This window comes from Streptomyces sp. NPDC046203, from assembly GCF_040646255.1.
Lineage (GTDB): Bacteria > Actinomycetota > Actinomycetes > Streptomycetales > Streptomycetaceae > Streptomyces.
Map to the genome: position 1 here is coordinate 282846 of NZ_JBEYZX010000001.1, position 24498 is coordinate 307343.

General features: G+C 72.9%; 19 protein-coding genes. 7 read left to right on the plus strand and 12 right to left on the minus strand.

All coding sequences use genetic code 11. The features are described from left to right. Positions 1-54: 54 nt before the first annotated feature. Positions 55-879: an alpha/beta fold hydrolase gene (locus tag ABZ990_RS01250; protein WP_361223329.1), complete on the plus strand. Its 825-nt coding sequence runs from the start codon at positions 55-57 to the stop codon at positions 877-879. A 935-nt stretch (positions 880-1814) separates the two neighbouring features. Here ABZ990_RS01250 and ABZ990_RS01255 read toward each other — a convergent pair. The 4 genes from ABZ990_RS01255 to ABZ990_RS01270 form a co-directional block, all read right to left on the minus strand. Beyond that, complete coding sequence (locus ABZ990_RS01255; RefSeq protein WP_361223692.1) at positions 1815-2477, minus strand: hydrolase; 663 nt, start codon at positions 2475-2477, stop codon at positions 1815-1817. A gap of 172 nt (positions 2478-2649) precedes the next feature. Further along, a complete protein-coding gene (locus ABZ990_RS01260) occupies positions 2650-4545 on the minus strand; it encodes an amidohydrolase (RefSeq protein WP_361223332.1) in 1896 nt (631 codons plus the stop codon). Positions 4546-4841: 296 nt separating this feature from the next. Continuing rightward, positions 4842-5690, minus strand: a complete 849-nt coding sequence (locus ABZ990_RS01265; protein ID WP_361223335.1) for a GPR1/FUN34/YaaH family transporter — start codon at positions 5688-5690, stop codon at positions 4842-4844. Then, complete coding sequence (locus ABZ990_RS01270; RefSeq protein ID WP_361223338.1) at positions 5683-6702, minus strand: alpha/beta hydrolase; 1020 nt, start codon at positions 6700-6702, stop codon at positions 5683-5685. The genes ABZ990_RS01265 and ABZ990_RS01270 overlap by 8 nt, the downstream gene beginning before the upstream one ends. A gap of 264 nt (positions 6703-6966) precedes the next feature. Here ABZ990_RS01270 and ABZ990_RS01275 point away from each other — a divergent pair, with 264 nt between their 5' ends. Next, positions 6967-7956 carry an AraC family transcriptional regulator gene (locus ABZ990_RS01275; protein ID WP_361223341.1) on the plus strand — a complete coding sequence of 330 codons (990 nt, stop codon included), beginning with the start codon at positions 6967-6969 and terminating at the stop codon, positions 7954-7956. Positions 7957-8127: 171 nt separating this feature from the next. On the opposite strand, the gene ABZ990_RS01280 is transcribed toward ABZ990_RS01275, so the two are convergent. From ABZ990_RS01280 to ABZ990_RS01290, 3 genes are read right to left on the minus strand one after another with little or no spacing between them, the layout of a single operon-like run. Beyond that, positions 8128-8622 carry a hypothetical protein gene (locus tag ABZ990_RS01280; RefSeq protein ID WP_361223344.1) on the minus strand — a complete coding sequence of 165 codons (495 nt, stop codon included), beginning with the start codon at positions 8620-8622 and terminating at the stop codon, positions 8128-8130. Beyond that, the gene (locus tag ABZ990_RS01285; RefSeq protein WP_361223346.1) at positions 8619-10259 is read right to left on the minus strand and encodes an ATP-binding protein; all 1641 of its coding nucleotides are present in this window, start codon (positions 10257-10259) and stop codon (positions 8619-8621) included. The genes ABZ990_RS01280 and ABZ990_RS01285 overlap by 4 nt, the downstream gene beginning before the upstream one ends. Further along, positions 10256-10957: a response regulator transcription factor gene (locus ABZ990_RS01290; protein ID WP_361223349.1), complete on the minus strand. Its 702-nt coding sequence runs from the start codon at positions 10955-10957 to the stop codon at positions 10256-10258. The genes ABZ990_RS01285 and ABZ990_RS01290 overlap by 4 nt, the downstream gene beginning before the upstream one ends. A 279-nt stretch (positions 10958-11236) precedes the next feature. On the opposite strand from ABZ990_RS01290, the gene ABZ990_RS01295 reads away from it, so the two are divergent. The 4 genes from ABZ990_RS01295 to ABZ990_RS01310 are packed head-to-tail and all read left to right on the plus strand — an operon-like array spanning position 11237 to position 15052. Then, entirely contained in the window at positions 11237-11839 is a 603-nt protein-coding gene (locus ABZ990_RS01295) for a hypothetical protein (protein WP_361223350.1), read from the plus strand. Beyond that, entirely contained in the window at positions 11836-12936 is a 1101-nt protein-coding gene (locus ABZ990_RS01300) for a peptidoglycan-binding domain-containing protein (protein WP_361223352.1), read from the plus strand. The genes ABZ990_RS01295 and ABZ990_RS01300 overlap by 4 nt, the downstream gene beginning before the upstream one ends. Then, the gene (locus ABZ990_RS01305) at positions 12933-13772 is read left to right on the plus strand and encodes an ABC transporter ATP-binding protein (RefSeq protein ID WP_361223355.1); all 840 of its coding nucleotides are present in this window, start codon (positions 12933-12935) and stop codon (positions 13770-13772) included. The genes ABZ990_RS01300 and ABZ990_RS01305 overlap by 4 nt, the downstream gene beginning before the upstream one ends. Further along, positions 13769-15052 (plus strand): ABC transporter permease, encoded by a 1284-nt coding sequence (locus ABZ990_RS01310; protein WP_361223358.1) that lies wholly within the window; start codon positions 13769-13771, stop codon positions 15050-15052. The genes ABZ990_RS01305 and ABZ990_RS01310 overlap by 4 nt, the downstream gene beginning before the upstream one ends. Before the next feature lie 154 nt (positions 15053-15206). Here the strand turns inward: ABZ990_RS01310 and ABZ990_RS01315 are convergent, their stop codons facing one another. The 4 genes from ABZ990_RS01315 to ABZ990_RS01330 all read right to left on the minus strand — a co-directional run bounded on the left by ABZ990_RS01315 (position 15207) and on the right by ABZ990_RS01330 (position 22638). Further along, positions 15207-18581, minus strand: coding sequence for a S8 family serine peptidase (locus ABZ990_RS01315; RefSeq protein WP_361223362.1), 3375 nt, complete (start codon positions 18579-18581; stop codon positions 15207-15209). Positions 18582-19018: 437 nt separating this feature from the next. After that, positions 19019-20026 carry a quinone oxidoreductase gene (locus ABZ990_RS01320; protein WP_361223363.1) on the minus strand — a complete coding sequence of 336 codons (1008 nt, stop codon included), beginning with the start codon at positions 20024-20026 and terminating at the stop codon, positions 19019-19021. Positions 20027-20128: 102 nt separating this feature from the next. Next, positions 20129-21190: a sulfotransferase gene (locus tag ABZ990_RS01325; protein WP_361223366.1), complete on the minus strand. Its 1062-nt coding sequence runs from the start codon at positions 21188-21190 to the stop codon at positions 20129-20131. 143 nt (positions 21191-21333) lie between these two features. Then, positions 21334-22638, minus strand: a complete 1305-nt coding sequence (locus ABZ990_RS01330; RefSeq protein ID WP_361223369.1) for an MFS transporter — start codon at positions 22636-22638, stop codon at positions 21334-21336. 56 nt (positions 22639-22694) lie between these two features. Between ABZ990_RS01330 and ABZ990_RS01335 the strand changes: the two genes are divergently transcribed. After that, positions 22695-23399, plus strand: coding sequence for a helix-turn-helix domain-containing protein (locus ABZ990_RS01335; RefSeq protein ID WP_361223372.1), 705 nt, complete (start codon positions 22695-22697; stop codon positions 23397-23399). 104 nt (positions 23400-23503) lie between these two features. Here the strand turns inward: ABZ990_RS01335 and ABZ990_RS01340 are convergent, their stop codons facing one another. Continuing rightward, positions 23504-24487, minus strand: a complete 984-nt coding sequence (locus ABZ990_RS01340) for a class I SAM-dependent methyltransferase (RefSeq protein ID WP_361223375.1) — start codon at positions 24485-24487, stop codon at positions 23504-23506. Positions 24488-24498: the final 11 nt, after the last annotated feature.

Genomic DNA, 24498 nt, shown 5'->3' on the forward strand with positions numbered 1-24498 from the left:
CGGCCGCCGCCCGTGTTGCCGCCTGCCGTGGCCACGGGTGGCGACACTGGGCGCATGGAAACCATGGTGCGGGTCGACGGCGGCGAGGTCTGGGCGGACGACACCGGAGGGGACGGGCCGCCGCTGGTCCTGCTTCACCCGGGCGTCGGCGACTCCACGATCTGGGACCCGGTGCTCGCCGCGCTCGGCGGCCGGCGGCGGGTGATCCGGTACGACGCCCGGGGCTACGGCCGTTCCCCCGCGCCCGTCACCTCGTACACCCCCTCCGGCGATCTGGCCGCGGTCCTCGACCACTTCGCCCTGGACCGCGCCGTCCTCGTCGCCTCCAGCATGGGTGGCGCCGCCGCGCTCAGCTTCACCCTCGACGCGCCGGAACGGGTGGCGGGCCTTGCCCTGTTCGTGCCCGCGGTCAGCGGATACGACCTCGACGAGTCGGCGTTGTACGAGGAGGTGGGGCGACTAGCCGAGGCGGGCGACATGGAGGGCATCGTCCGGCTCGGCCTCGGCATGTGGGGGCGGGCCGGAGGCGGCACGCCCGAGTCCGATCCGGTTGCCGCGGCCCGGTTCAGGGCCGTCCTGCCCGCATGGTTCGCCAATGTGGGCCATCAGCGCGCCGACCCGCCCGCCTTCGACCGGCTGGGCGAGATCACGGCGCCGACGCTCCTCGCCCTGGGGGAGCGGGACCGCCCCGAGATCGTGCGCTGCAACGAGGAGACGGCCGCCCGGATCCCCGGCTGCCGCCTGATCCGCCTGGCGGCCTCGGACCACTACCCGACCCTGCGCGTACCGGAGACCGTCGCCCGTCTGGTGGAGGAGCTGTACGAGGAAGCTCTCCGGCGCTTTGACCGCGGAGGTCCACCGGATGAGGGCGGGCGGTAGAGGCGCATACGCCGGTGGCGATGCCGGCGGGGCGTGGGAGCACCTTCAGAGGGGGGTGGCGCAAGGGTGGCGAACGGAGAGGCTGATCGTTTTGACGTCTGACCTCGCTACCTGCTGGTAACCGCTGCTGACCTGCCATTACTTGCCATTACTTGTCAGTTACCGCTGCCGGGCAGGTAGAGGCGAATTCGCCAGGCTTCGCCGCCTTTTATTCCGCCCCGCACGTCGGGTGGGATTGAGGATCCACGGCACCAGCACACGAGAGGTAGCCATGACGCCCAAGTCCGAGACCCGGCCCGCACTCGAACTCCGCGTAGGCGGATTGCATGTGACTGTTCAGCGCATCCCCGGGTGGCTCGTCGCCCTGGCCACGACCGGCGGCGGGGCGGTGCTCACGTGGTGGACCCAGCGCTAGAAGGCGCTCCTTGATCCTGCTGATGTCCCGGCCGCTGGAGCGCGCGGTCGACAACGTGCCCGTCCGGAAGCCGGATCGATCGACATGCCGTACGGAACACGCCCGGAGGGCCGAACCGCCGACTTCTCGGGGCTGCTTGACGGCGCGGAAGCCGGAGCGGAGCGCATCGCTCGACGATCGGCCGAAACCGTGTGCGCTGCACAATGCGCTTCGGCCCGCTGGAGGCAGTCGGCGGCCTGGTGGTCCTCGGTGGCATGCCGCCGGCCTCGGTACTGGCTGACTTGTGGGGCCGGTTTGCCCTCGTCGGCCTTGCCCTGAGGGCCCTGAGGGCGGTCGTCCGTACGCGGAAAGAATCCGCCGGCCGCCCGCTTGCCGATGGCCGGTGACCCGATCCGCGGGAAGTCCCCCCGCCGTATGGCGCGAGGGGACTTCGGTGCGGGCCGTCAGCCCGTGGGGTGGACCGATGGGTCGATAGACCGATGGGCTGATGGGCTGATGGGCCGGTGACCAGGGGGCCCGGTCAGCCCGCCGCGTGCGGGTCGATCATGGACTGGGCGTAGAAGACGCCGAGCCCGTACCCGTCGGCATGCTCCTTGACCACCTGCGTGGTCGCCTCGTAGGTCTCGGTACGGGCCCAGTCGCGCTGGAGTTCGAGGAGCGTCTGGAGCCAGGTGACGGGTACGGCGCCGGCGGCGGTCATCCGGTGCATGGCGTGCTCGTGGGCGGCCGGGGAGACGCCGGCGGAGGCGTCCGCGACGACGTAGACCTCGTACCCCTGGTTGAGGGCGGAGAGCGCCGGCAGGACCAGACAGACCTCGGTCCACAGGCCCGACAGGACGATCTTGGTGCGCCCGGTGGCCTTCACCGCGTCGACCAGCGCGGTGTCCTCCCACGCGTTCATGCTGGTCCGGTCGACTATCTCGTGATCCGGGAAGACCGCGCGCAACTGCGGCAGGATCGGCCCGGAGAAGGACTCGGCGGCGACGGTCGACAGGACCACCGGCACGTCGAAGACCTTGGCCGCCTTGGCCAGCCCGACCGTGGCGTTGATGACGGCCCCCCGGTCGCCGCTGCCCGCGCCGAAGAACATCTGCGGCTGGTGGTCGACGAATAGCATCATCGCGTTGCCCGGGGTCAGCAGATCGGGGCTCGGCGTGGCCCGGACGGAGTCGAGGTCGAACACGAAGTCGGTCATGGCGGGTTCCTTTCGGCGAACAGCGGATGGGCGGACGGGTGGAGCGGCGGAGCGGCGGAAGGGGGCTGCAAGGAGACGGACGGGGGAGGGGACGGAAAGGGAATGGGCGCGAGGGGGAGCGGGCCGGTACCAGTGACACCGGTGACCGGCCCGCTCGGGATCAGGGCGCCAGGCAGGGGTCGAAGACCGCCGGCGTCTGCTCGGGGAGCGGCCCCCGGGCGGCGCGCCACCGGCGGTGCTCCTCGGACTCGGCGGCGGCCTCGGCCAGCAGATCGGCCTGCCGGGCGCCGCCCGACGACGGCGGGACGCTCGCCTGGTAGCCGCCGAAGTGCGCGACCGGGCTCCACGCGGGGCTGATGGCCGGCACGGTCTCGTCCATGCCCTCGTAGGCGTCCCGCGCGTACACGATCCGGCCGCCGACCACCGTCAGCAGGGACTCGATGTGCGGGATGTCCTCAGCAGGCACGGTGAGATAGTCGTGGGACAGGACGGCGAAGTCCGCGAACCGGCCCTCGGCGAGGATGCCCTTGTCCGCCTCCTCGCCCGTGATGCGGGCCCCGCCCAGGGTGTACAGCTCCAGGGCCTTCTCGCGGGAGACGAGCCGGTCGGCCGGACGGAGTGACGGCCCGCCGATGACCCGGCCGGTGACCAGCCAGTGCAGGGCGACCCAGGGGTTGTACGAGGAGACCCGGGTGGCGTCGGTGCCGGCCCCGACCGGGATCCCCAGGCTCAGCATGTCCGTGACCGGAGGCGCCATCGCGGCGGCCTCGGCCCCGTACCGCTCGGTGAACGCCCGGCCCTGGAACGACATCCGGTTCTGCACGCCGATCGAGCCGCCGAGCGCGGCGATCCGCTCCAGGCTGTCCCGCGAGACGGTCTCGGCATGGTCGAACAGCCAGCGGTTGCCGCCCGGGAACAGCCCCTCGGCGGCGAGCTTCTCGAACACGGCGAGGTCGCGGCGGATGGTCTCGTCGTACGTCGCGTGCAGCCGGAAACCCCAGCCGTTCGCCATCAGAAGACGGACCGCTTCCTCGAACTCGTTCTCGTAGGCGGCGAGTTCGGGGCGGGGCTCGGAGAAGTTCTCGAAGTCGGCGGCGGCCCAGGTCAGGTTCTCGCCGGCGCCGTTGAGACGCAGCCACTCGTCGCCGTCACCCGGCCGCACGGTCTCCGTCCAGCGGCGCAGGTCCGCCAGTTCCTGGCCGGGGGTCTGCGGGAAGAGGTGATAGCCGATCCGCACGCTGAGTTCGCCGGCGCGGGCGAGTTCGGTGACGGTGGCGTAGTTCTCCGGGAAGTTCTGGAACCCGCCCGCCGCGTCGACCGCCGAGGTCAGACCGAAGCGGTTCAGCTCGCGCAGGAAGTGACGGGTGGAGACCTTCTTGTCGGCCTCGTCGAGGGCGGGCGCCTTGGCGAGGGTGGAGTAGAGGATCAGCGCGCTGGGGGCGGCGAGCAGCAGGCCGTTGGGGTCGCCGACGCGGTCCCGGACGATCTGCCCGCCCTTCGGGTCGGGGGTGTCCCGGGTGAATCCGGCGGCCCGCACGGCGGCCCGGTTGAGGATCGCCGACTGGTACAGGTGCAGCACGAACACGGGGGTGTCGGGCGCCGCGGCGTTCAGTTCGGCGGGGGTCGGCAGCCGCCGCTCGGCGAACTGGTCGGCCGTCCAGCCGCCGACGACCCGGATCCACTGGCCCTTGGGCGTACGTCCGGCCTGCTCGCGCAGCATCGCCAGGGCCTGGCGCAGCGAGCGGACGCCGTCCCAGCGCAGTTCCAGTACGTAGTTCAGGCCGCCGCGGATGACGTGCAGATGGGAGTCGTTCAGGCCGGGGACGACCCGGCGGCCGAGCGCGTCGACGACCCGGGTGCCGGGTCCGACGAGTCCGGCGATGTCGGCGTCGTCGCCCACGGCTGCGATCCGGCCGCCGCGTATCGCGAGGGCGGAGGCGGCGGGCCGGGCCGGATCCTGGGTGTGGATCTTCCCGTTGCGCAGAACGAGATCGGCGGGGCCTCCGTCCGGAGAGCCGAGGGCGGGGACGATCCCGCCGACGGGCATGCTGGTCATGGCACTCGCTTTCGATCGTGGTGAGGAAGGGTGAAGACAGGGGGAGGGGACGGCGTCCGTCCCGGGGGCCGGACTGCCGTACGGAAGGCGCCGGGGCCTTCCGTACGGCGGGCGCGGTGGGGTGCAGCGGCGCACGAGGGGGCCGGCGGGGTGACGAGGGGCCGGCGGGGCGCGGCCGTGGCACGGCCGCCCGGTGTGGCGGCCCGTACCGCGCGCGGGGCCCGGAACGTACGGAGCCGCGGTGGATCCGTACGGGTCCGTCGGGTCCGTACGAGGTACGACAGGGGGGCGGCGGGTCAGAGCGTGCGGCGCACGCCCGCCTGCCGTTCGATGTCGCGCAACTGGACGGACAGACCGCCCTCGACGGCGTGGTGCGCGGGGCCGCTGCGGCCGATGGGCAGGACCTCCGTGCCGCGCATGTCCTCCAGCATCAGCGCGAACGCCGTGTAGAGCGCGACGGCGGCGAGCAGCAGCCCGAGACCGCCCGAGAGAAGCCCCAGCCACTCGACGCCGGTGAGGTTGGCGAGCGCGGCCACCGTGAACCGGGGGACCGCCGTGCACAGCACCAGCCACATGGCCCGCTTGCGGCCGGCGACGAGCGCCATCAGCAGGGCGAACAGCGCGAAGACGGCGTTGAGGACGCCGAGGACGCGCACCCCGTCCGGCGGGGCGAGCACCATGGTCAGCGCGCTCGCCAGCCACAGTCCCGAGAAACAGGTCATCAGCGTGGCCGCCAGCACGTCACGGGCGCCGAACGCCAGGATGCCCACCAGGAGTTGGAGGACGAACGCGGGCAGGATCACCAGACCGACGGCCCGCCGCGCGCCGTCCTCGAAGACCCCCAGCTGGAAGCAGCCGACGATCACCGAGGCGATGGCGACGGCGTAGAACCCGAGGGGCATCGGGGAGGCGATCGGGCGCAGGTTGACCCGGGTCATCCGGCGCAGGTCCGGCTCGAAGTGCCGCCCGCCGTCGAGCGGATCGGCACCCGGGGCCGGGACGCCGCCGGCTCCGGTGGCCGGTCCGGTGCCGGGTGCGGCGCCGGCGCCGGACTCAGTCCCGGGCGCGGCCCCGGACCCGGACGCGCTGTCGGCGGGAAGAACGGCCTGGGACGGTGCCGACGACTCGGCTATCGGCTCAGTCATCGGACAGCGCCTGCTGGAGCGTCCGGGTCGCCAGGTCGATCGCCGACCGGGCCGCGTGCGTGTCGCGCAGGGCGTTCAGCATCACGAAGTCGTGGATGATGCCCTGGTAGCGGACCGCGGTCACCGGCACTCCGGCGGTGCGGAGCTTGGCGGCGTACGCCTCGCCCTCGTCGCGCAGCACGTCGGCCTCGCCGGTGACGACGAGGGCCGGCGGCAGACCGGTCAGCTGCTCGGTGGTGGCCCGCAGCGGGGAGGCGGTGATCCGGGCGCGGTCGGCCTCGTCCGTCGTGTACTGGTCCCAGAACCACCGCATGCCGTCACGGCTCAGGAAGCAGCCCTCGGCGAACTGACGGTAGGAACCCGTGTCGAAGTTCGCGTCGGTGACCGGGTAGAAGAGCACCTGCGCGCGCAGGTCGAGACCGCCGCGCTCCTTGGCCATCAGCGTCAGCGCGGCGCTCATGTTGCCGCCGACCGAGTCGCCCGCGACGGCGATCCGGGCGGGGTCCAGGCAGTGCTCCCGCCCGTGGGTGACGACCCAGCGGGCCACGGTCCAGTTCTGCTCGATGGCCACCGGGTAGCGCTGCTCGGGGGACAGGTCGTACTCGGGGAAGACCACGGCCGCGCCCGTGCCGACGGCGAGTTCGCGCACCAGCCGGTCGTGCGTGTGGGCGTTGCCGAAGACCCAGCCCGCACCGTGGAGGTAGACGATGACCGGCAGCGGGCCGGCCACCCCCTCGGGCCGCACGATCCGGGCGCGGACCGACCCGGTCGGGCCGCCCGGCACGGTCACCCACTCCTCGTCCACGGCGGGCAGCTCGACGGGGCCGGACTGTACCTCGTCGACGACCTTGCGGCCCTCGGCCGGCGGCATCTGGAACAGGAACGGCGGCCGGGACGTGGCCTCGGCGAACTCGCGCGCGGCCGGTTCCAGAACGGGCGTGACGGGAGTGACGGTGACAGGTGCGACAGGAGTGTCGGGAGTGTCAGGGGTGGCGGATGCGGGGTCGTGCATGCTCCGGCCTCTCGGTGGGGGACGGGAAGGGACTGTCGGGGAGGGGAGGGGAGGGCAGGCGGCCCGGTGGTGGCCGCCGACGAGGTGTCCTCGCGCCGGTTTCGCGGGGACAGTGGAGAACGTAGACGGGCGCCGGCGCCCGGGGTCGCCCCTCGGTGCAGAGGACTTGACCCTCAGTGCAGCCTTCGGCGCGGAAGGCCACGGGCCGTCCGGCGCCGCCGGGCGGGAACCGGCCTCGGGGCCGGTGCGGAGGGAGGGAACCGCGTGTTGCTACTGGACCTGGAAACCTTGGATCCGAAGGACCGGGTGGAGGCGTTCCACCACGCGCTGACGGACGATTCGGTGCCGAACGACATCGCCCACGAGGAACCCGGCACGACGATGCGCGCCCGGATGGAGGTATGGCGGCTGGGCACGCTCGACCTGCTCGACATCCGAGGCACCGGCTTCGAGGTCCGGCGGACGGCCCGGCATGTGCGCGGACACCGGGCACGCCCGGTGGTCTCCGTCTCGCTCCAGACCTCCGGCGTCCACCGTGCCGAGAACGGTGCCGAGCGCTACACCCTCGGCATGGACGACATCGCCGTCTTCCACGAACTTGCGCCCCGCCGCTACGGCTGGTCCGGTGAGGGCGCCTCCCAGGCCCTCACTCTCGACATGGAGCTATTGGGGCTCCCGGTGGACACCGTCGTACGCGCCTCCGTACGCCTGCGGTCGAGCCCCCTGCACGACCTCGTCCTCGGCCATCTGCGCACCCTCTGGCGCGACCCCGGGACGCTGGCGGCGGACCCCGGAGCGGCGGCGCTCGCGCACGCCACCACCGAACTGGTCCGGGCCCTGCTCGTCTCGGCCGCCCGCGACCCGGACGACGGCGAGGTCCGCTCGGCCCTCGACGACTGCCTCGCCACCCGGATCATGGCGTACGTACGCCGCCACCTCACCGACCCCGACCTCACACCCGACCGCATCGCGCGCGAACACGCCGTCTCCCGGCGGCAGTTGTACACGGTCCTCGGTCGGGCCGGCATCAGTCTGGAACAGTGGGTCATCAGCGAACGACTGGAGGCGGCCTGCCGTCTGCTCGTCTCCCCGCGCCATGCCGGACTTCCGGTCTCTGCGGTGGCGGCGCGCTGCGGATTCACCAGCCCCAGTCACTTCACCCGCCGCTTCCGGGCGGCCTACGGGGTCACCCCGCGGGAATGGCGACGGCTCAGGATCCAGGACGCCGTCCGGTCCCGCTCCCCGGGCGCCTGATCCTCTGCCCGGTCCCGACGCGCTCCCGGGCCCTGATGCTCTCCCGGGCCCAAGCATTCCCCCGGGCCCGGGCAATCTCCCCGGCCCGGGCATTCCCCCGGGCCCCGGCACTCTCCCGGACTCTCTCGGCCTCGCCGGGGTGGCCGCCCCCGGCGAGGCCGAGCCGGTCCGTCAGCCCCGGAACTCCGCGCACCGGTAGGGGCCCAGCGCGGCTGCCCCGGACGGCCGCAAGGTGACCTCGACGTCGTCGGCCCGGACCTTCGGGTCGAGCACGGACTGGGCGCGCGCCAGGGTGCACACCAACTGGCCCGTGCCCTGGCCGGGCGGCGGTGCCGTCGCCTGGGGGCCGTCGATGCGGACCGTCACCCGGGTGCCCTCGCCCGTCGCCGAGTAGCCGCCGAGCCGGACGAGGGAGGTGAGTCCGTCGCGCTGTTCGGCGGGCGGGGGCTCCTGGCCGAGCAGTTTCAGCACCCCGTCGAGATCGTCGACCTTCCGGTCGGGCACGGGCACCCCGCGCAGCCCCGAGTCGGACGCGTAGTACAGCCGCATCCCGCGCGTCAGCCCGGACGCGGGCTCCCCCGCCCCGACCACTCCGGTCGGCTGGACCCCGCAGGCCGTGAGGACCGCCCCGAGCGCGGCGGCCACAGCCGTGTACCGAGGCTTCACTCCGTCTCCTCTCCCTCTTCCGTACGCCGCAGGGGCAGCCGCAGGATGAACACGGCACCGCGCCGCACCCCCTCGCCCGAACCGCCCGGACCACCCGAACCGCCCGCCTCACCCGCCTCGTCGTCCACCTCGTCCGCACGGGACGTACCGCCTGCACGGCACGTACCTTCCGCGTCAGGCGCACCGTCCGGTCCGGCCGTGCCCGGGCCCGCCACCTCGATCGTGCCTCCGTGCAGCCGCGCGTTCTCCAGTGCGATCGCCATGCCGAGGCCGCTGCCGTGCCCGCCGCCGTCGTCGTCGGACACCCCGCGGGTGCGGGCCGCGTCCGCCTTGTAGAAGCGGTCGAAGACCCGTTCGCGGGCCCCCGGCGGCAGCCCCGGGCCGTGATCGGCGACCTCCAGGACGACCTCCGCCCCGTCCGCCGCGAGGGTCACCGTCACCGGCGGAGCCCCGTGGCGCAGCGCGTTGCCCACCAGGTTCGCCACGATCACGTCGATTCGGCGCCGGTCCACCACCGCCCGCAGCCCCTCCGCCAGGTGTGCCTCCACCCGGTCCGTCCAGCCGCGCAGCGCCAGCGACGCCCGCACCGTCCCGGCCAGGTCCGTCTCGGCGGCGTCGAGCCGTACCGCCTTGGCGTCGAAACGGGAGATCTCCATCAAGTCCTCGACCAGACGGGCCAGTCGCGCCGTCTCCGCGCCGACGGTACGGGCCGCCCGCGCGGCGTCCGGCGGCAACTGGTCGGCGTCCTCCTCCAGTACGGTCGCCACCATCGTCATCGCCGCGAGCGGCGTGCGCAGTTCGTGCGACACGTCCGCCACGAAACGGCGCGCCCTGGCCTCCTGCTCGCGCAGCTCCGCGTCGGAGGCATGGAGGGCGTCGGCGGTCTCGTTGAACGTCCGCGCCAGATCGGCGAGTTCATCGCTGCCCCGGACGGCGACCCGGCTGTCGAGCCGGCCGCCCGCCAGCGCCCGGGTGGCCCGGCCCAGCTTCCGTACCGGGCGCAGCACCGTCCCGGCGGCCAGCAGCGCCAGGGCGGCGGCCAGCAGCACCACCGGCACGGTGCCCGCCCGGACGGACGCCAACAGGGCCTCGGTGTCGTCGCGTTCGGCCCGCAGGTCGGTGATCGCGTAGACCTCCAGACCGGAGGTGCGGCGGTCTCCGTCGGCGTACGCCACGGGCATGCCGACGACCAGATACGGCTCGCCGCCCCACGTCACCCGCTGGAAGCGCGCTCCGTCGCCCGCCCGGACGGCGGCGCGCAGCTCGGGCGTGATCCGGCCCGAGGTGTCCGCGTACGCGTCGGAGACCGCGACCAGGTCCCGGTAGCGGGCGACCACGATACGGGCACCGAGTCCGTCCGAGACCTTCGCCGCGAACCGGGACAGCGCCCGCTGGTCGGGCGGCAGATCGAAGTCGGCGGCGACCGAGCCGGCCCGCTCCCGAAGATCGTGCACGGCGGTGTCCTGGGTGCGCCGGAGGATCGCCGTACGGGCGTCCCGGTAGGCGAGGGCGGTCGAGGTCACCGCGCTGACGAGGGCGACCAGGACGAAGGTGACGACGAGCCGGGCGCGCAGCCCGCCGGCGAATCGGCGGACCCGTCTCCCGGGCGCCCGGGCGGCCTTGCCCGGGCGTCTCACAGCGGCCCGAAGCGGTAGCCGAAGCCCCGCACCGTCTGGATGTACCGGGGCGCGGACGGCACATGCTCGATCTTGGCCCGCAACCGGCCGACCGCCGCGTCCACCAGCCGGGAATCGCCGAGGAAACTGTGGTCCCAGACGGATTCGAGCAGCTGCTCACGGCTCAGGACCCGGCCCGGGGCGGCCGAGAGCTCCAGCAGCAGCCGCAGCTCGGTGGGCGGCAGCGGGACGGGGACGCCGTCCCTGGTGACGGTGAGTCCGGCGCGGTCGATCACCAGACCGGCGAGATCGGGAAGTTCATCCCGCGGCCCCTGCCGCACCGACGGCTCCGCGCGGCGCAGCGCGGCCCGGATCCGCGCCTTGAGGACGGGCGCCGTGACGGGCTTGACGACATAGTCGTCCGCGCCCGCCTCCAGACCGGTCACGATGTCCGCGTCGTCGCCGCGGGCGGTCAGCATGACGATGGGCAGGGTCGCCGAGCGGGCCCGGATCCGCCGGCACACCTCGAAGCCGTCCATGCCGGGCAGCATCAGGTCCAGGACGGCGATCTCGATCCGCCCGCCCGCCTCCCCGGCCAGCAGGGCCAGGGCCTCCTCGCCGGTGGCGGCCGTGTCCACGCCGTACCCGTGCCGGCGCAGCACCAGTTCCATTCCGTCCCGTACGGACACGTCGTCCTCGATGAGAAGTACATGCGGCATGGACCGATTATGTGCCCGGACACGGGGCGGATTCGCAGGTCGGAGGCATTGTTACCCTCCCATCACATGGTCATGGACGGGCCATCACGCACGGCGGCGAACGTACCGGGCATGAACCCCACCGACATCCCCGGGCCCGGCCCGCGCACTCCCGGGCCCGGCCCGCGCACTCCCGGACCCCGCCCGCACATCCCCGGACCCGGACCCGGACCCGGACCCGACCCCCGACTCCGACCGCGCCCCGCCCGTGCCCGGCTGCGCGCCGCCGCTCTCGTCGCCGTGCCCGCACTCGCCCTCACCGCCGCGTGCGGAGGCGGAGACGACGGCGCCGGGGCGGCGAAGGAGGACACGGCGATCGCCGACGTGCCCCGGGCGTCCGGTACGGCACCGGACACGGACTCCTCGAAGGGCGGCAGCGGCGCGGGCGACGACCCCGCCAAGAAGACCGAGTTCTACGAAGCCCAGCTGAAGTACGTCCAGTGCATGCGGGTGAAGGGCGGCTACAAGGACTACCCGGATCCAAAACTCAGCGGCTATCTCGACTGGGAGAAGATCGAGGTGATCGCCTCCAAGCCGGGTCAGAACGAGGCGTACAAGGGCGGCAGGAACCAGGTCTGCGGCAGCGAACTGCGGGACGCCTTCGCCGCCGAACCCGAGCGCGACGAGCAGAAGGGGTACGAGTCGATGCTCGCGCACGCCAAGTGCATGCGGGACAATGGCGTCTCCCGGTTCGTCAATCCCACCATGAGCGGCGGCATCGCCCAGCCGGGCGGCGACCCGAACCCGGCGCACCCGGCGTTCGACCGTGACTCGCCCGCGTACAAGAAGGCCCGCGAGGCCTGCCAGTCGAAGCTGATCGACAGCGTGGACGGCATGCAGTGAGGCGCCGCACCGTACTCGTCGCGCTCGGCGCGACGACCGCCGTCGCCGTCGGGGCCGTCTGGTTCCTCGGCGACGGCGATGACAGCGCGCCGGGAAGCAAGGGGAAGGGCGGGCTGCCGCCCGCCACCGCGACCGTCGAACGGACCGATCTCGTACGGTCCAAGACGGTCGACGGGCAGCTCGACTTCGCACGGCGTCGCCCCGTCAAGTCCGCCGTCGAGGGCACCGTCACGGTCGCCGCGGCGGAGGGGCGGACCCTCACCCGGGGGCAGGCGCTGTACGAACTGAACGACAAGCCCGTCTCCCTCCTCTACGGGCCGGTCCCGATGTTCCGCGAGATGAAGGTGGGCGACCGGGGCAGCGACGTGCTCCAACTGGAGCGCAATCTACGGGACTTGGGTTACGGGGCCGGCCTGTACGTCGACGTGCGCTACGGCGAGGACACCGCGGCCGCCGTCAAGCGGTGGCAGAAGTCCCTGAACCGTGAACCCACCGGCCGGGTCGGCCGGGGCGATGTCGTCTTCCAGCCCGGCCCGGTCAAGGTGGTCTCCGCCGACGCGGTACTCGCCGACCGGGTCGGCCCGGACGGGACGGTCCTCACCGTCGCCTCCACCAAGCCCGTCGTCCGGGCGGAACTCGACCAGACCGACGGCGCGCTCACCGCGCGCGGCACCAGGGTCGAGGTCACCCTGCCGAGCGGGAAGACCGTGACCGGGCACGTCGACGGGACGGTGCGCCCCGACTCCTCCGGTGCCGGGGGCGGGGCCGGGGGCGGGGCCGGGGGCGGCGCCCCCGCCCAGGACGGCATCACGGTCGAAGTCGTCCTGGACGGCGGGGCGGGCGCCGTGTCCGGCGAGGACCCCAAGGCGCCGTCGAGCGTGACCTTCGTCAGCGAGGCGCGCAAGGGAGTTCTGGCGGTTCCCGTCGAGGCGGTCGTCGCCCTGCGCGGGGAGCACGGCGGCTACGGTCTCCAGGTCGTCGAGGGCACCACGTCGAGAATGGTGCGCGTGGAGACGGGCATGACCGCCGACGGACGGATCGAGGTCTCCGGACCGGATGTGCGCGCCGGCCTCACGGTGGGAGTGGCGGCGTCATGAAGCCCAACCCGTATCTGTACCCCAACCCGTATCCGTACCCCAACCCGGCCCCGGCCCGGAATTCGGACCGGGGACCCGCCCCCGTCGTCGAACTGCGCGGCGCGGGCAAGACGTACCCCGGCGGTGTCCACGCCCTGCGCGAGGTGAACCTCACCGTCCATGAGGGCGAACTCCTCGCCGTCGTCGGCCCGTCGGGCTCCGGCAAGTCCACCATGCTCCACATCATGGGCACGCTCGACCGGCCCACCGAGGGCAGTGTCCGGATCGCCGGCCACGACGTGTCCGGGCTCCCCGATTCCCGTCTCTCGGCTCTGCGCGCCCGTCACATCGGCTTCGTCTTCCAGCACTTCTATCTGTCGGAGGGGCGCGACGCGGTCGACAACGTCGGCGAGGGGCTGCTGTACGCGGGCGTCCCCCTGAAGGAACGGCGGGCCCGCGCGCGGGAGGCACTCGCCCGGGTACGCCTCGGTCACCGGGCCGGGCACACGCCGAACCAGCTGTCCGGCGGCGAGAAACAGCGGGTGGCCATCGCCCGCGCCCTGGTGGGGGAGCCCCGGCTGCTGCTCGCCGACGAGCCGACCGGCGCGCTGGACAGTGCCTCCGGCGAGATCGTCATGGAGCTGCTGCGCGAACTGAACGCGGTCGGCACCACCGTCTGCGTGATCACCCACGACAACGGGATCGCGGACGCGTTGCCGCGCCGGATCCGCTTCCGCGACGGACGGATCGTCTCGGACATCCGCTCTGGTACCCGCGACGACACCCGACCCGGCCCGCACTCCGGCACCCGCACCGGAACGGGCGGCGCCCCGGCCGCGAAGGAGGCCGGTCCATGACTTCGAAGAGCACCATGAAGAGCGGTACCAAGAGCGGTACCAAGAGCGGTACCAAGAGCGGTACCAAGAGCGGTACACGGAGCGGAACGAAGAGCGACCTCCGGCCCGCCCGTCTCTCCCTTCCCGACGTCCTGCGGGTCGGCGCGGCCGGTCTGCGCGCCCGGCGCGCGCGGGTGGTCCTCTCGGCGCTCGGCATCGCCCTCGGAATCGCGACCATGGTGGCGGTCGTCGGGCTGTCCGAGTCGAGCCGCGCGGATCTGATGGCCCGGCTGGACCGCCTCGGCACCAACCTCCTGACCGCCGAGGCGGGCAAGGACGCCCTGGGGCGCCCGGTCAAGCTGCCCGAGAACGCGGTCGCGATGGTCGAACGCATCGGCCCGGTACGGCACGCCACGGCCACCGCCGACCTCGACGCCCGGATCCGCCGCAGCGACGTCGTCCCCGAGGAGCGCACCGCGGGCGTCACCGCGCAGGCGGTCCGCACCGATCTGCTCGCGGCGCTCGGCGGCACCGTCGGGGAGGGCATCTGGCTGACCCCGGCCGGCGAACGCCTCCCGACGGCCGTACTCGGCGCGGTCGCCGCACGGCGCCTCGGCATCACCCGCACCGGAGAGACGATCATGATGAACGACGTCCGGGTGGTCGTCGTCGGCATCCTCGAACCGCTCGAACTCGTCCCCGCCCTCGACCGGGTGGCGATGGTCGGATTCCCCGCCGCCACCCGCTACTTCGGCTTCGACGGCCACCCCACCACCGTCTTCGAGCGCTCCACGGACGCCTCGGTGGCCGATGTACGGGCGGTCCTGGCCCGCAGCATCAGCCCCGGCGACGCGGCGGGCATCAAGGTCTCCCGGCCCTCGGACGCGCTGGCCGCCAAGGCCGCCACCGACGAGGGCCTGACGGCCCTGATGCTCGGCCTGGGAGCGGTCGCCCTCCTGGTCGGCGGGGTCGGGGTCGCCAACACGATGGTCGTCTCCGTCCTGGAGCGCCGCCGGGAGATCGGCCTGCGCCGCTCGCTGGGCGCGACCCGGGGCGCGATCCGCCTCCAGTTCCTGACCGAGTCGCTGCTGCTGTCGGCGCTGGGCGGGGCGACGGGCGCGCTGCTCGGCGTGGCCGCGACGTACGGCTTCGCCCGGGTCCAGGGGTGGACGGCGGTGGTCCCGCCGTGGTCCCTCGCGGGCGGCTTCGCCGCCACCCTGCTGATCGGGGTCGTCGCGGGGCTCTATCCGGCGATCCGCGCCTCACGTGTCCATCCCACGGTGGCGCTGAACGCGGTCTGAAACAGCGGGAGTTCCACCGGCCCGCGCCGAAGTGCATCCGCGCCGAGAGATGGCCCGCACCGGAAAGGCGTCCGCCCCGGGTTTCGGCCCGGGGCGGACGCCTTCCTTCAGTGTGACCGGCCCCTGGTGCGCGGGCCGGGGTGACGGGGCAAGGTCACTTGCCGTACCACGCGTTGTGGACGGTCAGCTTCGAGACGTTGCCCTCCTTGTCCGTGACCTCGGCGGCGAGCGAGACGGCGGCGTCCGTCGCCGGGCTCTTCACGACGATCGTGCCGTTCTGCACCGGCACCGGCTTCCAGCTCTTCCCGTTGTCGTAACTCACCGAAATCGTGAGCGACTTGAGGTTCGCTCCGGCCGCCGCGCCCTGCACGGTCACCGGGACCGTGAGCGGAGCGAGCTGCGGGGCGCGCGAGGAGAGGTCGACCGGCGGCGCGAAGCGGACGGTGGACACCGGGAGCGCGGTGGTGGCCGTGACCGGCTTCGAGCGGAAGGTGAAGTCGGTGTCGATCCGGGTGGAGGCGGCGGCCAGGGTCGCCGGGCGTTCCACGGTGGTCGTCAGCCGGTACGAGGCGTCGGAGCCGTCGACGGTGAAGGGCTTCCAGCCGCTGAGGGCGTCGTCGTTCTCGCCGACCTTGACGCCGTCGCGGTAGAGCGTCGACGTGGCCGTGAGGTCCGGCATCATGCCCGCGTGGCCCTCGCCGTCGGAGAACAGCGGTACGGCGCCGACGATCTGCTGCTCACCGGTGGCCGGGTCCGCAGCGGTACGGAACACGCCCATGCCCTCGCCCAGGAGCGGGCCGAAGACACCGGTGTTGAAGGTCTCCCGGTAGGACTTGCCCGCCTCGTAGCGCTTCGGCCGTACCATCTCGAAGGAGCCCTCCAGGGCCGGGCCGCCCCACTCGTCGGGGTCGCCCAGCTGGTGGTAGCGGGTGAGCCAGGTGGCGCCGTCGGCGGTGGAGACGTAGAAGGTGCGGGTGCCCGGCGCCGACTGCGGCGCGAAGAAGCCGTTGCCCTCCGGGGCGCCCGGCAGCTGGGCGAAGGGGGAGGCGAAGGCCTGCTTCCCGGCGGCGGAGGCGCCGAGACCGACCTTGACCGTGGCGAGCTCGCTCGCCTTCACATGCCGGGTGTAGCCGGTCGCGACCGTGCTCGTCTTCCCGCCGAAGGCCACCGCGTACTGGCTGGTGGCGTCCTTGAGGAAGTGCGCGTCCCAGGTCTGCAGGAGCGAGCCGTCGGTGAGGGCCGGACCCATGTGGGCGGTGCGGAAACCGGCGAAGCCCCGCAGCACCCAGCCGTCGCCGACATGGCCGATCTCCGGGGTGGAACGCTGGTAGAACGTGCCGCCGAAGTCGGCCTGGTCGATGCCGGGCACGGTGAGGTCCACCGGCTTGGTGGTCCGGGCGTCCGGGGTGACCGTGGTGTCCCCGGTGACGTCCAGCCTCGGCTGGGCGATCCAGTCCGTGCCCTGGGTGTAGTCGGACGGGTCCTGGTAGACGGCGGTGCTCAGGGTGTACGAGCCCTTCGGCACCCGCAGCGTGTGACTGCCCGGCTCGTCGGCGATCCGGGCCTGGTAGCCCGCGGCCGGGCCGGAGACGCCGAGCAGCGTGTTGGCGAAGTTCGCGGCGTCGGCACCGTCGCGGCCGAGGGTCCGGATCGTCAGGTCGTACGACTCGGCCTCCCGGACCGCCACGGCGGCCGTACGGACACTTCGGCCCGCGCCGGTGGCGGTGACGTACGCCGAGTAGGTGCCGTCGGCGTCGCCCACGCTCGTGTCGGCGACGAGATCGACCTCGGCCGTGCCGCCGGCGGGCACGGTCACCCGCGGGGCGCCGAGCGCGAAGAACCCGGCCGGGGCGGGCTTGCCCGCCGGATCGAGCGCGGACACCGCGAGGTCCAGGGTGACGTCCGAGGCCCCGAGGTTGCGGTAGGCGAGCTTCCGGGTGACGGGCTTGTCGTCGGTGTGCGGCCACTGGGCCGTGCCGAAGTTCAGCGACACCGGCTCGGCGACGACACTCTGCGCGAGCGCCTCGTCCACCCGGATCCGGCCCGTGCCCTGCTGGAAGGGGGTGTAGTCGCCGCCCTTGGCGGATCCGGTCAGGGCGCCCTTCAGCTCGGCGGACTTCCACTCCGGGTGCCGCTGCTTCAGGATCGCGGCGGCGCCCGCGACATGCGGGGTCGCCATCGAGGTGCCGTCGATCTGCAGATAGCCCGGCGCCGGGTGCGGAGTTCCGGGGCTCGTGTCGATGGCGCTGCCGGCGGCGGCCGCCGCGGCGATGGCGACACCGGGCGCGGTCACGTCCGGCTTGACGGCGCCGTCGCCGACGCGCGGACCGGTGCTGGAGAAGGACGCGAGCTTGTCGTCCTTGTCGACGGCGCCGACGGTCAGCGCCGCGTCGGCGGTGCCCGGCGAGTCCACGCTCGACGCGCCGTACTCGCCCTCGTTGCCCGCCGCGATGGCGAACAGGACGCCCTTCTCGGCGGACAGCCGGTCGACGGTCTCCTCCAGCGGGTCGACGCCGGGGCCGTCGGGGGAGCCGAGGCTGAGGTTGATCACGTCGGCGCCCTCGGCCGCGGCCCACTCCATGCCCGCGATGATGGCGGAGTCGTCGCCCCAGCCCTCGTCGCCGAGGACCTTTCCGCTGAGCAGCTTGGCGCCGGGGGCGACGCCCTTGTAGCGGCCACCGGACGCGGCGCCGGTGCCGGCGGCGATCGACGCGACATGGGTGCCGTGGCCGACCCGGTCCACGGTGTCGGCCGACGTGGAGAAGTTCTTCGCCTCGACGACCTGGGTCTTCAGATCGGCGTGGGTCGTGTCGACACCGGTGTCGAGGACGGCGATCTTGACGCCCGTGCCGTCGAACCCGGACTCCCACGCCTTGTCGGCGCCGATCTGCCGGACGCTGCGGTCCAGGCTGGCGCCGCGTACCCCGTCCAGCCACACACTGTCGATACCGGGCGCGGCGGCCCGGATGCCGGTCTTCCCCTGGCTGGTCAGCGCGTTCCACACCTGGGCGAGGTCGTCCGGGGACGTACGGATCGCGTCGGCGCCGATGGCCGGGAAGGTGCGACGTACCTCGGTGTCGCCGGCCGCGCGTACCTCGGCGCGGGCGGCGGTGGCGTTCTTTCCGTACCGCACGATCAGCTTGAGCCCGGCGCGGTGGCTCTCGCGCAGCCGAGGATCGGTCAGCACCTTGAGATCGAACAGCCGCTGGTCCAGCCGGCCCGTCGCGATCAGGTGCTGCGCGTCGGCGGGGATCAGCAGGGTGCGGTCCTTGAGGCGCTGCACCTCGACGGGTATGTGCTCGCGGCCCTTGGCGGGCTCGAAGCCCACCATTTTGCCCTTGCCGTCGACCACCACGCGGTCGCCGGTGACGAGCGGGATCCGCTCGCCGCCGCCGGTGCGCGGGGCGCCGGGTGTGCCGCCGGACGCGGCCGTGGTGTGCGCGTCGATCGCCATCGCGGGGCCGGTCATGCCGGCGACCAGGGCCACCGAGGTGGCCGCCGCGATGGTGAAGGCGCGTGCTCTGTTCACATGTGCGCGCAAGTCTCCCCCAGGAGGGTGGGATGAGGTGGAGTGATGACGTCCAGCCGGGGGTATCAGGAACCCGCCGCTGGTCAGCGCAGTATGTGAGGGAGCGGGAAGCCGATCAACGACGGTCGGCCCGCGAGGGCAGGTGTTTCGGACACGCCGAAGTCCCCGGGCGCGATGGGGCGATGATGGCTGTGTGACCGCTGTGTGACAGCCATGCGATTCCTGTGCGACACCGCCCGCCGCCGACCGCGCTCCCGGCCGGTGATCAGGCGCTTTTCACGCCTTGAAGCCTCGCGCGGCCGGGGCGCGGTACCGGAATGGCTGCAATCGGACCCGGACGAAGGCTCTGTTCGTCCGGGCCCGATCAGGTGGTTCAGGCGACTCGGGCGGCTCGGATGACTCAGACGGCTCGGGCGGCCTCGGGCGGCTCGGGCGGTTCAGTCGCAGATGAGCAGGGTCTTCGCGAGGGTGGCCCGTGCTTCGAGAGCGGTATGGGCGTCCGCCGCCTCCGACAGGGCGAACCGCTGTCCGATCCGTACGTCCAGATGCCCGTCACGGACCAGTTCGAGTACGGCGGTTCCCCGGCGCAGCAGCTCCGCCCGGTCCTGGATGTGGTGGACCAGGTTCGGGCGGGTGACGTACACGGACCCGGCGGCGTTCAGGCGCTGAAGGTCGACCGGCGGCACCGCGCCGCCGGCCTGCCCGTACACCGCGAGGACCCCGCGCGGCCGCAGCGCGGCCAGGCCCTCGTCGAACGTCGGACCCCCGATGCCGTCGTACACCGCGGCGGCGCCGATGCCGCCGGAGTGCCGCCGTACCGCCTCAAGGAGCGCGCCCGGCCGGTAGTCGACCACCTCCGTCGCCCCCACGGACCGCGCGGCCTCCGCCTTCGCGGCGGTCGACGCGGTGCCGACCACCGTGGCGCCCCGCGCCACCGCGAGCTGGGTCAGCAGCATCCCGACCCCGCCCGCGGCGGCGTGCACGACGACCGTGTCGCCCTTCTGGACCGGATAGGTGTCGTGGCACAGGTAGTGCGCGGTCATGCCCTGCAGCAGGGCGGCCGCCGCCCGTTCGGGGGCCAGCCCGTCCGGCACCGGCACCAGCCGGTCCGCGTCGATCAGCGCGTACTGCGCGTACGCACCCGGCAGGTTCGCCCAGGCGACCACGTCGCCGACGGCGACCCCGCCGACCCCGGGCCCGGTCTCGACGACGGTCCCGGCGCCCTCCTGCCCGGGGACGAAGGGCAGCTCCGCCGGGTAGAGACCGGACCGCAGATAGACGTCGATGTAGTTGACCCCGGCGGCGGCGAGCCGTACGAGCACCTGGCCCGCGGCCGGCGACGGGCGGGGCAGGTCGACGAGTTCGAGGACCTCGGGCCCGCCGGCCCGGCCGACCCGAACGGCCTTCATGAGCTGGATGTCCTTCATCTCCTGGATTTCCTTCATGTTCTGAGGGAGCGTCACAATCCGTACCCCGCCGTCGTGTTCATCCGTCCCCTGCCGGTGCCGGTGCCGGTGCCGGTGCCGGTGCCGTGCCGGGACCGGCGGTCAGCGCACGTCGTAGCCGGCCTCCTCGGCGAGGTCGCGCACGAGCGGCAGGACCGGGAGGATCTCCGACTCGTGACGGCGCCACTTCTCCGGGTCGGGAGTGGTCTGGGTCATCACGACGGGCAGATCGCGGCGGCCCCAGGCGTCGGAGAAGGGCAGGTCCGCCGCCTCGGCCACGGCCTCCATCGCGGCGACCGGGTCGGCCTGGACGTCCTCGTAACGGACCAGGACGGAGTTGCCGGTGGGGGCCAGGGCCGAGGCGGCGTCCAGGACGGCCCGGTTGTGGGCCAGCCAGTTGCGGGCGCAGACCTCGGCGAGCCGCAGGTCCACCCAGTCCTGCCAGCCGGGCGGCAGGCTCAGGTTCCACCACTCCTTGCCCCACGGGAACACGTCCGAGTAGCCCTGGATCCGCAGCGGCACCGGCATCTTGTACGAGAAGAACATCCGCGGGTTGAGCCAGGCGTCCATCAGGGATCCGACGCTGGTACGCGGGTCCCGGACGACGAACACGAACCGCGCGTCCGGGTAGAGGGCCTGGAGGAACGGGATCCGGAAGCAGGACTGGATGCTCTTCTCCACCAGCCGGATCCCGTCCGCGAGTTCGGCCTCGGTCGGGCGCTCGCCGCGCGGCGGGAAGCAGAACGGGGTGATCTCGTCGAGTTCGCCGCCGTCGCGTGTGGTGGGCGGGCCCTCCGGCAGGTCGCCGGGGAAGCGCTCCTGGAGCGCCTTCAACGGCACGTCGTAGTAGTACGGCTGGGGGCCCTGCGAGCGGAGGAAGTCGAGGTGGTCGAGCTTGTCGGCGACCGACCACTCGGCGCCGGGCCGGCGCGCGGCGGCGAGCAGGTCCGCGTTCAGCCGGGCCGCCACCTCGGGGGTCGCGTCGGAGGCGTCCAGGGCATTGGACTGCCAGCCGCGGCGGCCCGGGTGGAGGCTGTCGCGCTCCCAGATCGGCTTGCCTTCGCGGCCGATGCTCCACACGTGCTCGCTGCGTTCGATCAGACTGCGGACCAGACTGGTGCCGGAACGGGGGTGGCCGACGATGAAGATGGGCTGCTTGAGCATGGCTGAGCTTCGCTTTCGTAAGGAGGCGGGTTCTCAGACGGGTTCTCGGGCGGGTTTTGGGGTGGGTTCTTCGGCGGGGGGTAGCGGGAGGGCCGGCCGGAGGGCGGTGCGGGCTGTCCAGGGGGTACATGGAGTACGGGTGGTCAGGCCGGCCAGCGGGCGGATCTGACGTGCCGGCTCGCGAGCCCGGCGGCGGTGATCACGGCCTGGATGCCCGCGATCAGCACGATGGCGCCGGTGACACCGAGGAACTGCAGCGACAGACCGCCGGCCAGGGAGCCGAGCGGGGATCCGGCGCCGATGAGGGTGATGGTCGCGGCGATGGCGCGGCCCCGCCGGTGGTCCGGGGTCTGCCGGAAGATCATGATGTCGACGAGGACCTTCAGCGCCGGCAGCCCGAGTGCCGCCAGGGCCAGCAGGGCGAAGACCCAGACCGGTCCGAACGGCAGCGCGAGCAGGGCCACCGCGACGGTGGTCAGGGTGGACGCGGCGAGCAACAGGGCCCCGGGGCTGAGCAGCCGGTTGAGCCGAGGCACCAGGACCGAGCCGGCGAGCATGCCGACGGCGGTGCCGGTGAGCGCGAGGCCGATCGCCCTGGGGGAGTGGTGCTGGTCGCGCAGGGTCACCAGGACCATCAGGATCGCGGCGGTGACGCTGAAGTAGAAGATGCTGATCAGGGCCAGCGCGGACCGCAGCAGCCGGTCGCCGAGCAGTTCGCGCACCCCGGAGAAGGCGGTGGCCAGCGGTCCGAACGCGCTCTTCTTCGGCTGCTCGCCCGCCGGCCCGCCGCCGTTCTCCGGCTCCTCGTCCGCCGGCGCGGCGGGCTTGGCCGCCTCCGGTACGCGGATGAACAGCGCGCAGAGGAACGAGATAGCGAATCCGGCGATCGCCGCGAGGAACGGGAACGTACGGGAGACCAGGTAGAGCGCGCCGCCGAGCGGCGGTCCGGCCAGGGCGGCGGCGCCGCCGCGCGCCTCGTCCTGGCTGAGCGCCGCGGTCAGTTGATGGTCCGGCACGACGGCGCGGATCAGCAGCATGCGGGCCGGGGCGCCGAAGGCCGTGCCGGTGCCGAGGGCGATCGCGGCCACGATCAGCAGGACGAAGTTCGCCCGGTCCGTCGTCAGCATCAGGACGATGAAGGCGAGGGTGAGGGCGCGGACGGCCTCGGATATCAGCAGGATCCGGCGCCGGTCCATACGGTCGACCACCACCCCGGCCGGCAGCCCGACCAGGAGGGCGGTGCCGATCTGGGTGAAGCCGAACAGGCCCGCCAGCGCGGGCGACCCGGTCAGGGTCATGATCAGCAGGGGATAGGCGACCTCCACGGTCTCCAGGCCGAGGTTGGCCGCGGCCGCCCCGATCCAGAGAGTCTGGAAGCGCCGGTTGCGGCGCAGGGGGACCGAGGGGGCGGGAGCTTCGCTATCACCTTGCAGCAAGCGTTCACTCATGCGTGAACGGTAGCATCTGAGTAAATGGTTCGCTACGAGGAAACGGAGAAGGATTCATGGCTGAAGAAGCCGACGCGAGAGTGGTCGTCCGGGAGGTGGACGACGTGGAGACGCTCAAGGCCCTGTCCGACCCGCTGAGGCTGGCGATCCTGCGGACGATGATGAGCGACGTACAGGCGTCGCACCGGGTCAAGGACATCGCCCGGCTGCTGGACCAGCCGACCACCAAGCTCTACCGGCACATCAAGGTGCTGGAGGCGGCGGGGCTGATCAGGGTGGCGCAGACCCGGATGGTCTCCGGCATTCAGGAAAGCCAGTACCAGGTGGCGCAGTTCGCCCTGCGGCTGAGCCGTGATCTGCTCGCCGCGCCGGACCACGCGGACGACCTGGCCGACGCGTTCGCCGCGACACTGAACGACTTCCGCGACCGGCTCGTACGGGACGTCATCAGCGGCCGCTTCCAGCCCGAGTCCAAACAGGAGACCGGGGCAGGGGGCGTCGCCGGGCCGGAAGCCGGGGATGGGGCCGTGCCCGGGCAAGAAGCCGCGGAGGGCGAACGGCCGGACCCGCTCGGGCCGATGGTCGTGGCGCTGGACCGCCGGCTGACGCCGGAGCGGGCCGTCGAGTTCCGGTCCCGGCTGTCCGCGTTGATGGAGGAGTTCAACCGGCCCGACGACGAGGAGAACGCCACGGTGCCGGTCGAGTTCCTGCTGATGTTCTGGGCGCCCAGGGAGCCCTCGGGCGAGTCCTCAGGGCAGTAGCCCGGGTAGACGTACGGGAACGCGGCAAGGCGCACCCCGCCCGGGGGAATGTCCCCATCGGGCGGGGTGCGCCTTGCCGCCGTGCCGCCTTGGAACGGCCTATCTCACTTCGTGGCGATGAAGAGCCGGCCGCCCGGGAAGCGGTGCGGAACGCGCCGCGCCTGGTCGAAGCCGGCCTGCCGGAAGCGGTCCAGCCAGTCCTCCTCCGGGGGCAGTTCCACGTTCATGAACCCGGCGTGCAGATAGGTGAACAGCGCGCTGAAGCGGCGCTCGCGCTCCGCCGGCGCGTACGGCACCGCGTCGGTGATCGCCATGATGCCGCCCGGGCGCAGCGCGTCCCGGCACTGGCGCAGCACCCGGTCGAAGATGTCGCCCTCCTTCACGATGTCGTGGAAGACGAACCCGGCGTGGATGACATCGGCGCCCTCGACCGGCGTGGGGTCGTCGGCGATGGACTGGATCGGCCGCTCCACCACGTCGAGCCGGTCGCCCACGCCCGCGGCCTGTGCCGCGAGGGCCGCCTCCTGGCACGCGCCGGCGCTCATGTCCAGCGCCACTCCGGTGGTCTCCGGCAGTCGACCGAGCAGGTCGATCAGCAGGCCGGCGGCGCCGGCGCCGAGGTCGGCGATCCGCTTCGGCTGCGCCGCGAGGATCGTCTCGGTCGCCGCCGGGTAGAAGCCCTGGCTGCCGATCCATCGCGAACTGACCGCCACCTCACGGCCGTTGCGCTGGTACAGCGCGGCGGCGCCGGCCGGGTCGCGCAGGAACTCGGCGGGGTGCTCGACGTACGGCTGGTTGGCCCGGAGCGACCAGGTGAGGTAGCCGGCCTGGTAGATCCGGTCCGCGAAGTCGTCCGCGACCTTGAACTCCTTGCCCCCGGCCGGCACCAGCAGCGCCGCCGCGACCAGCGTGGACACGAAACCGGCCATGCCCTCTTCCGGCACCTGCGCGGCCACGGCCAGCTCGGCCGCGGTGACCGGCTCGCCGCGCTCCAGCAGCGGGACGATGCCCAGCCGGTCGGCCATCTCCAGCAGGGCGGCGACGGCGGCGAGATCGGCCGCGGTCTCCGGGGAACTGACGCTAGACATCGCGCTCTCCT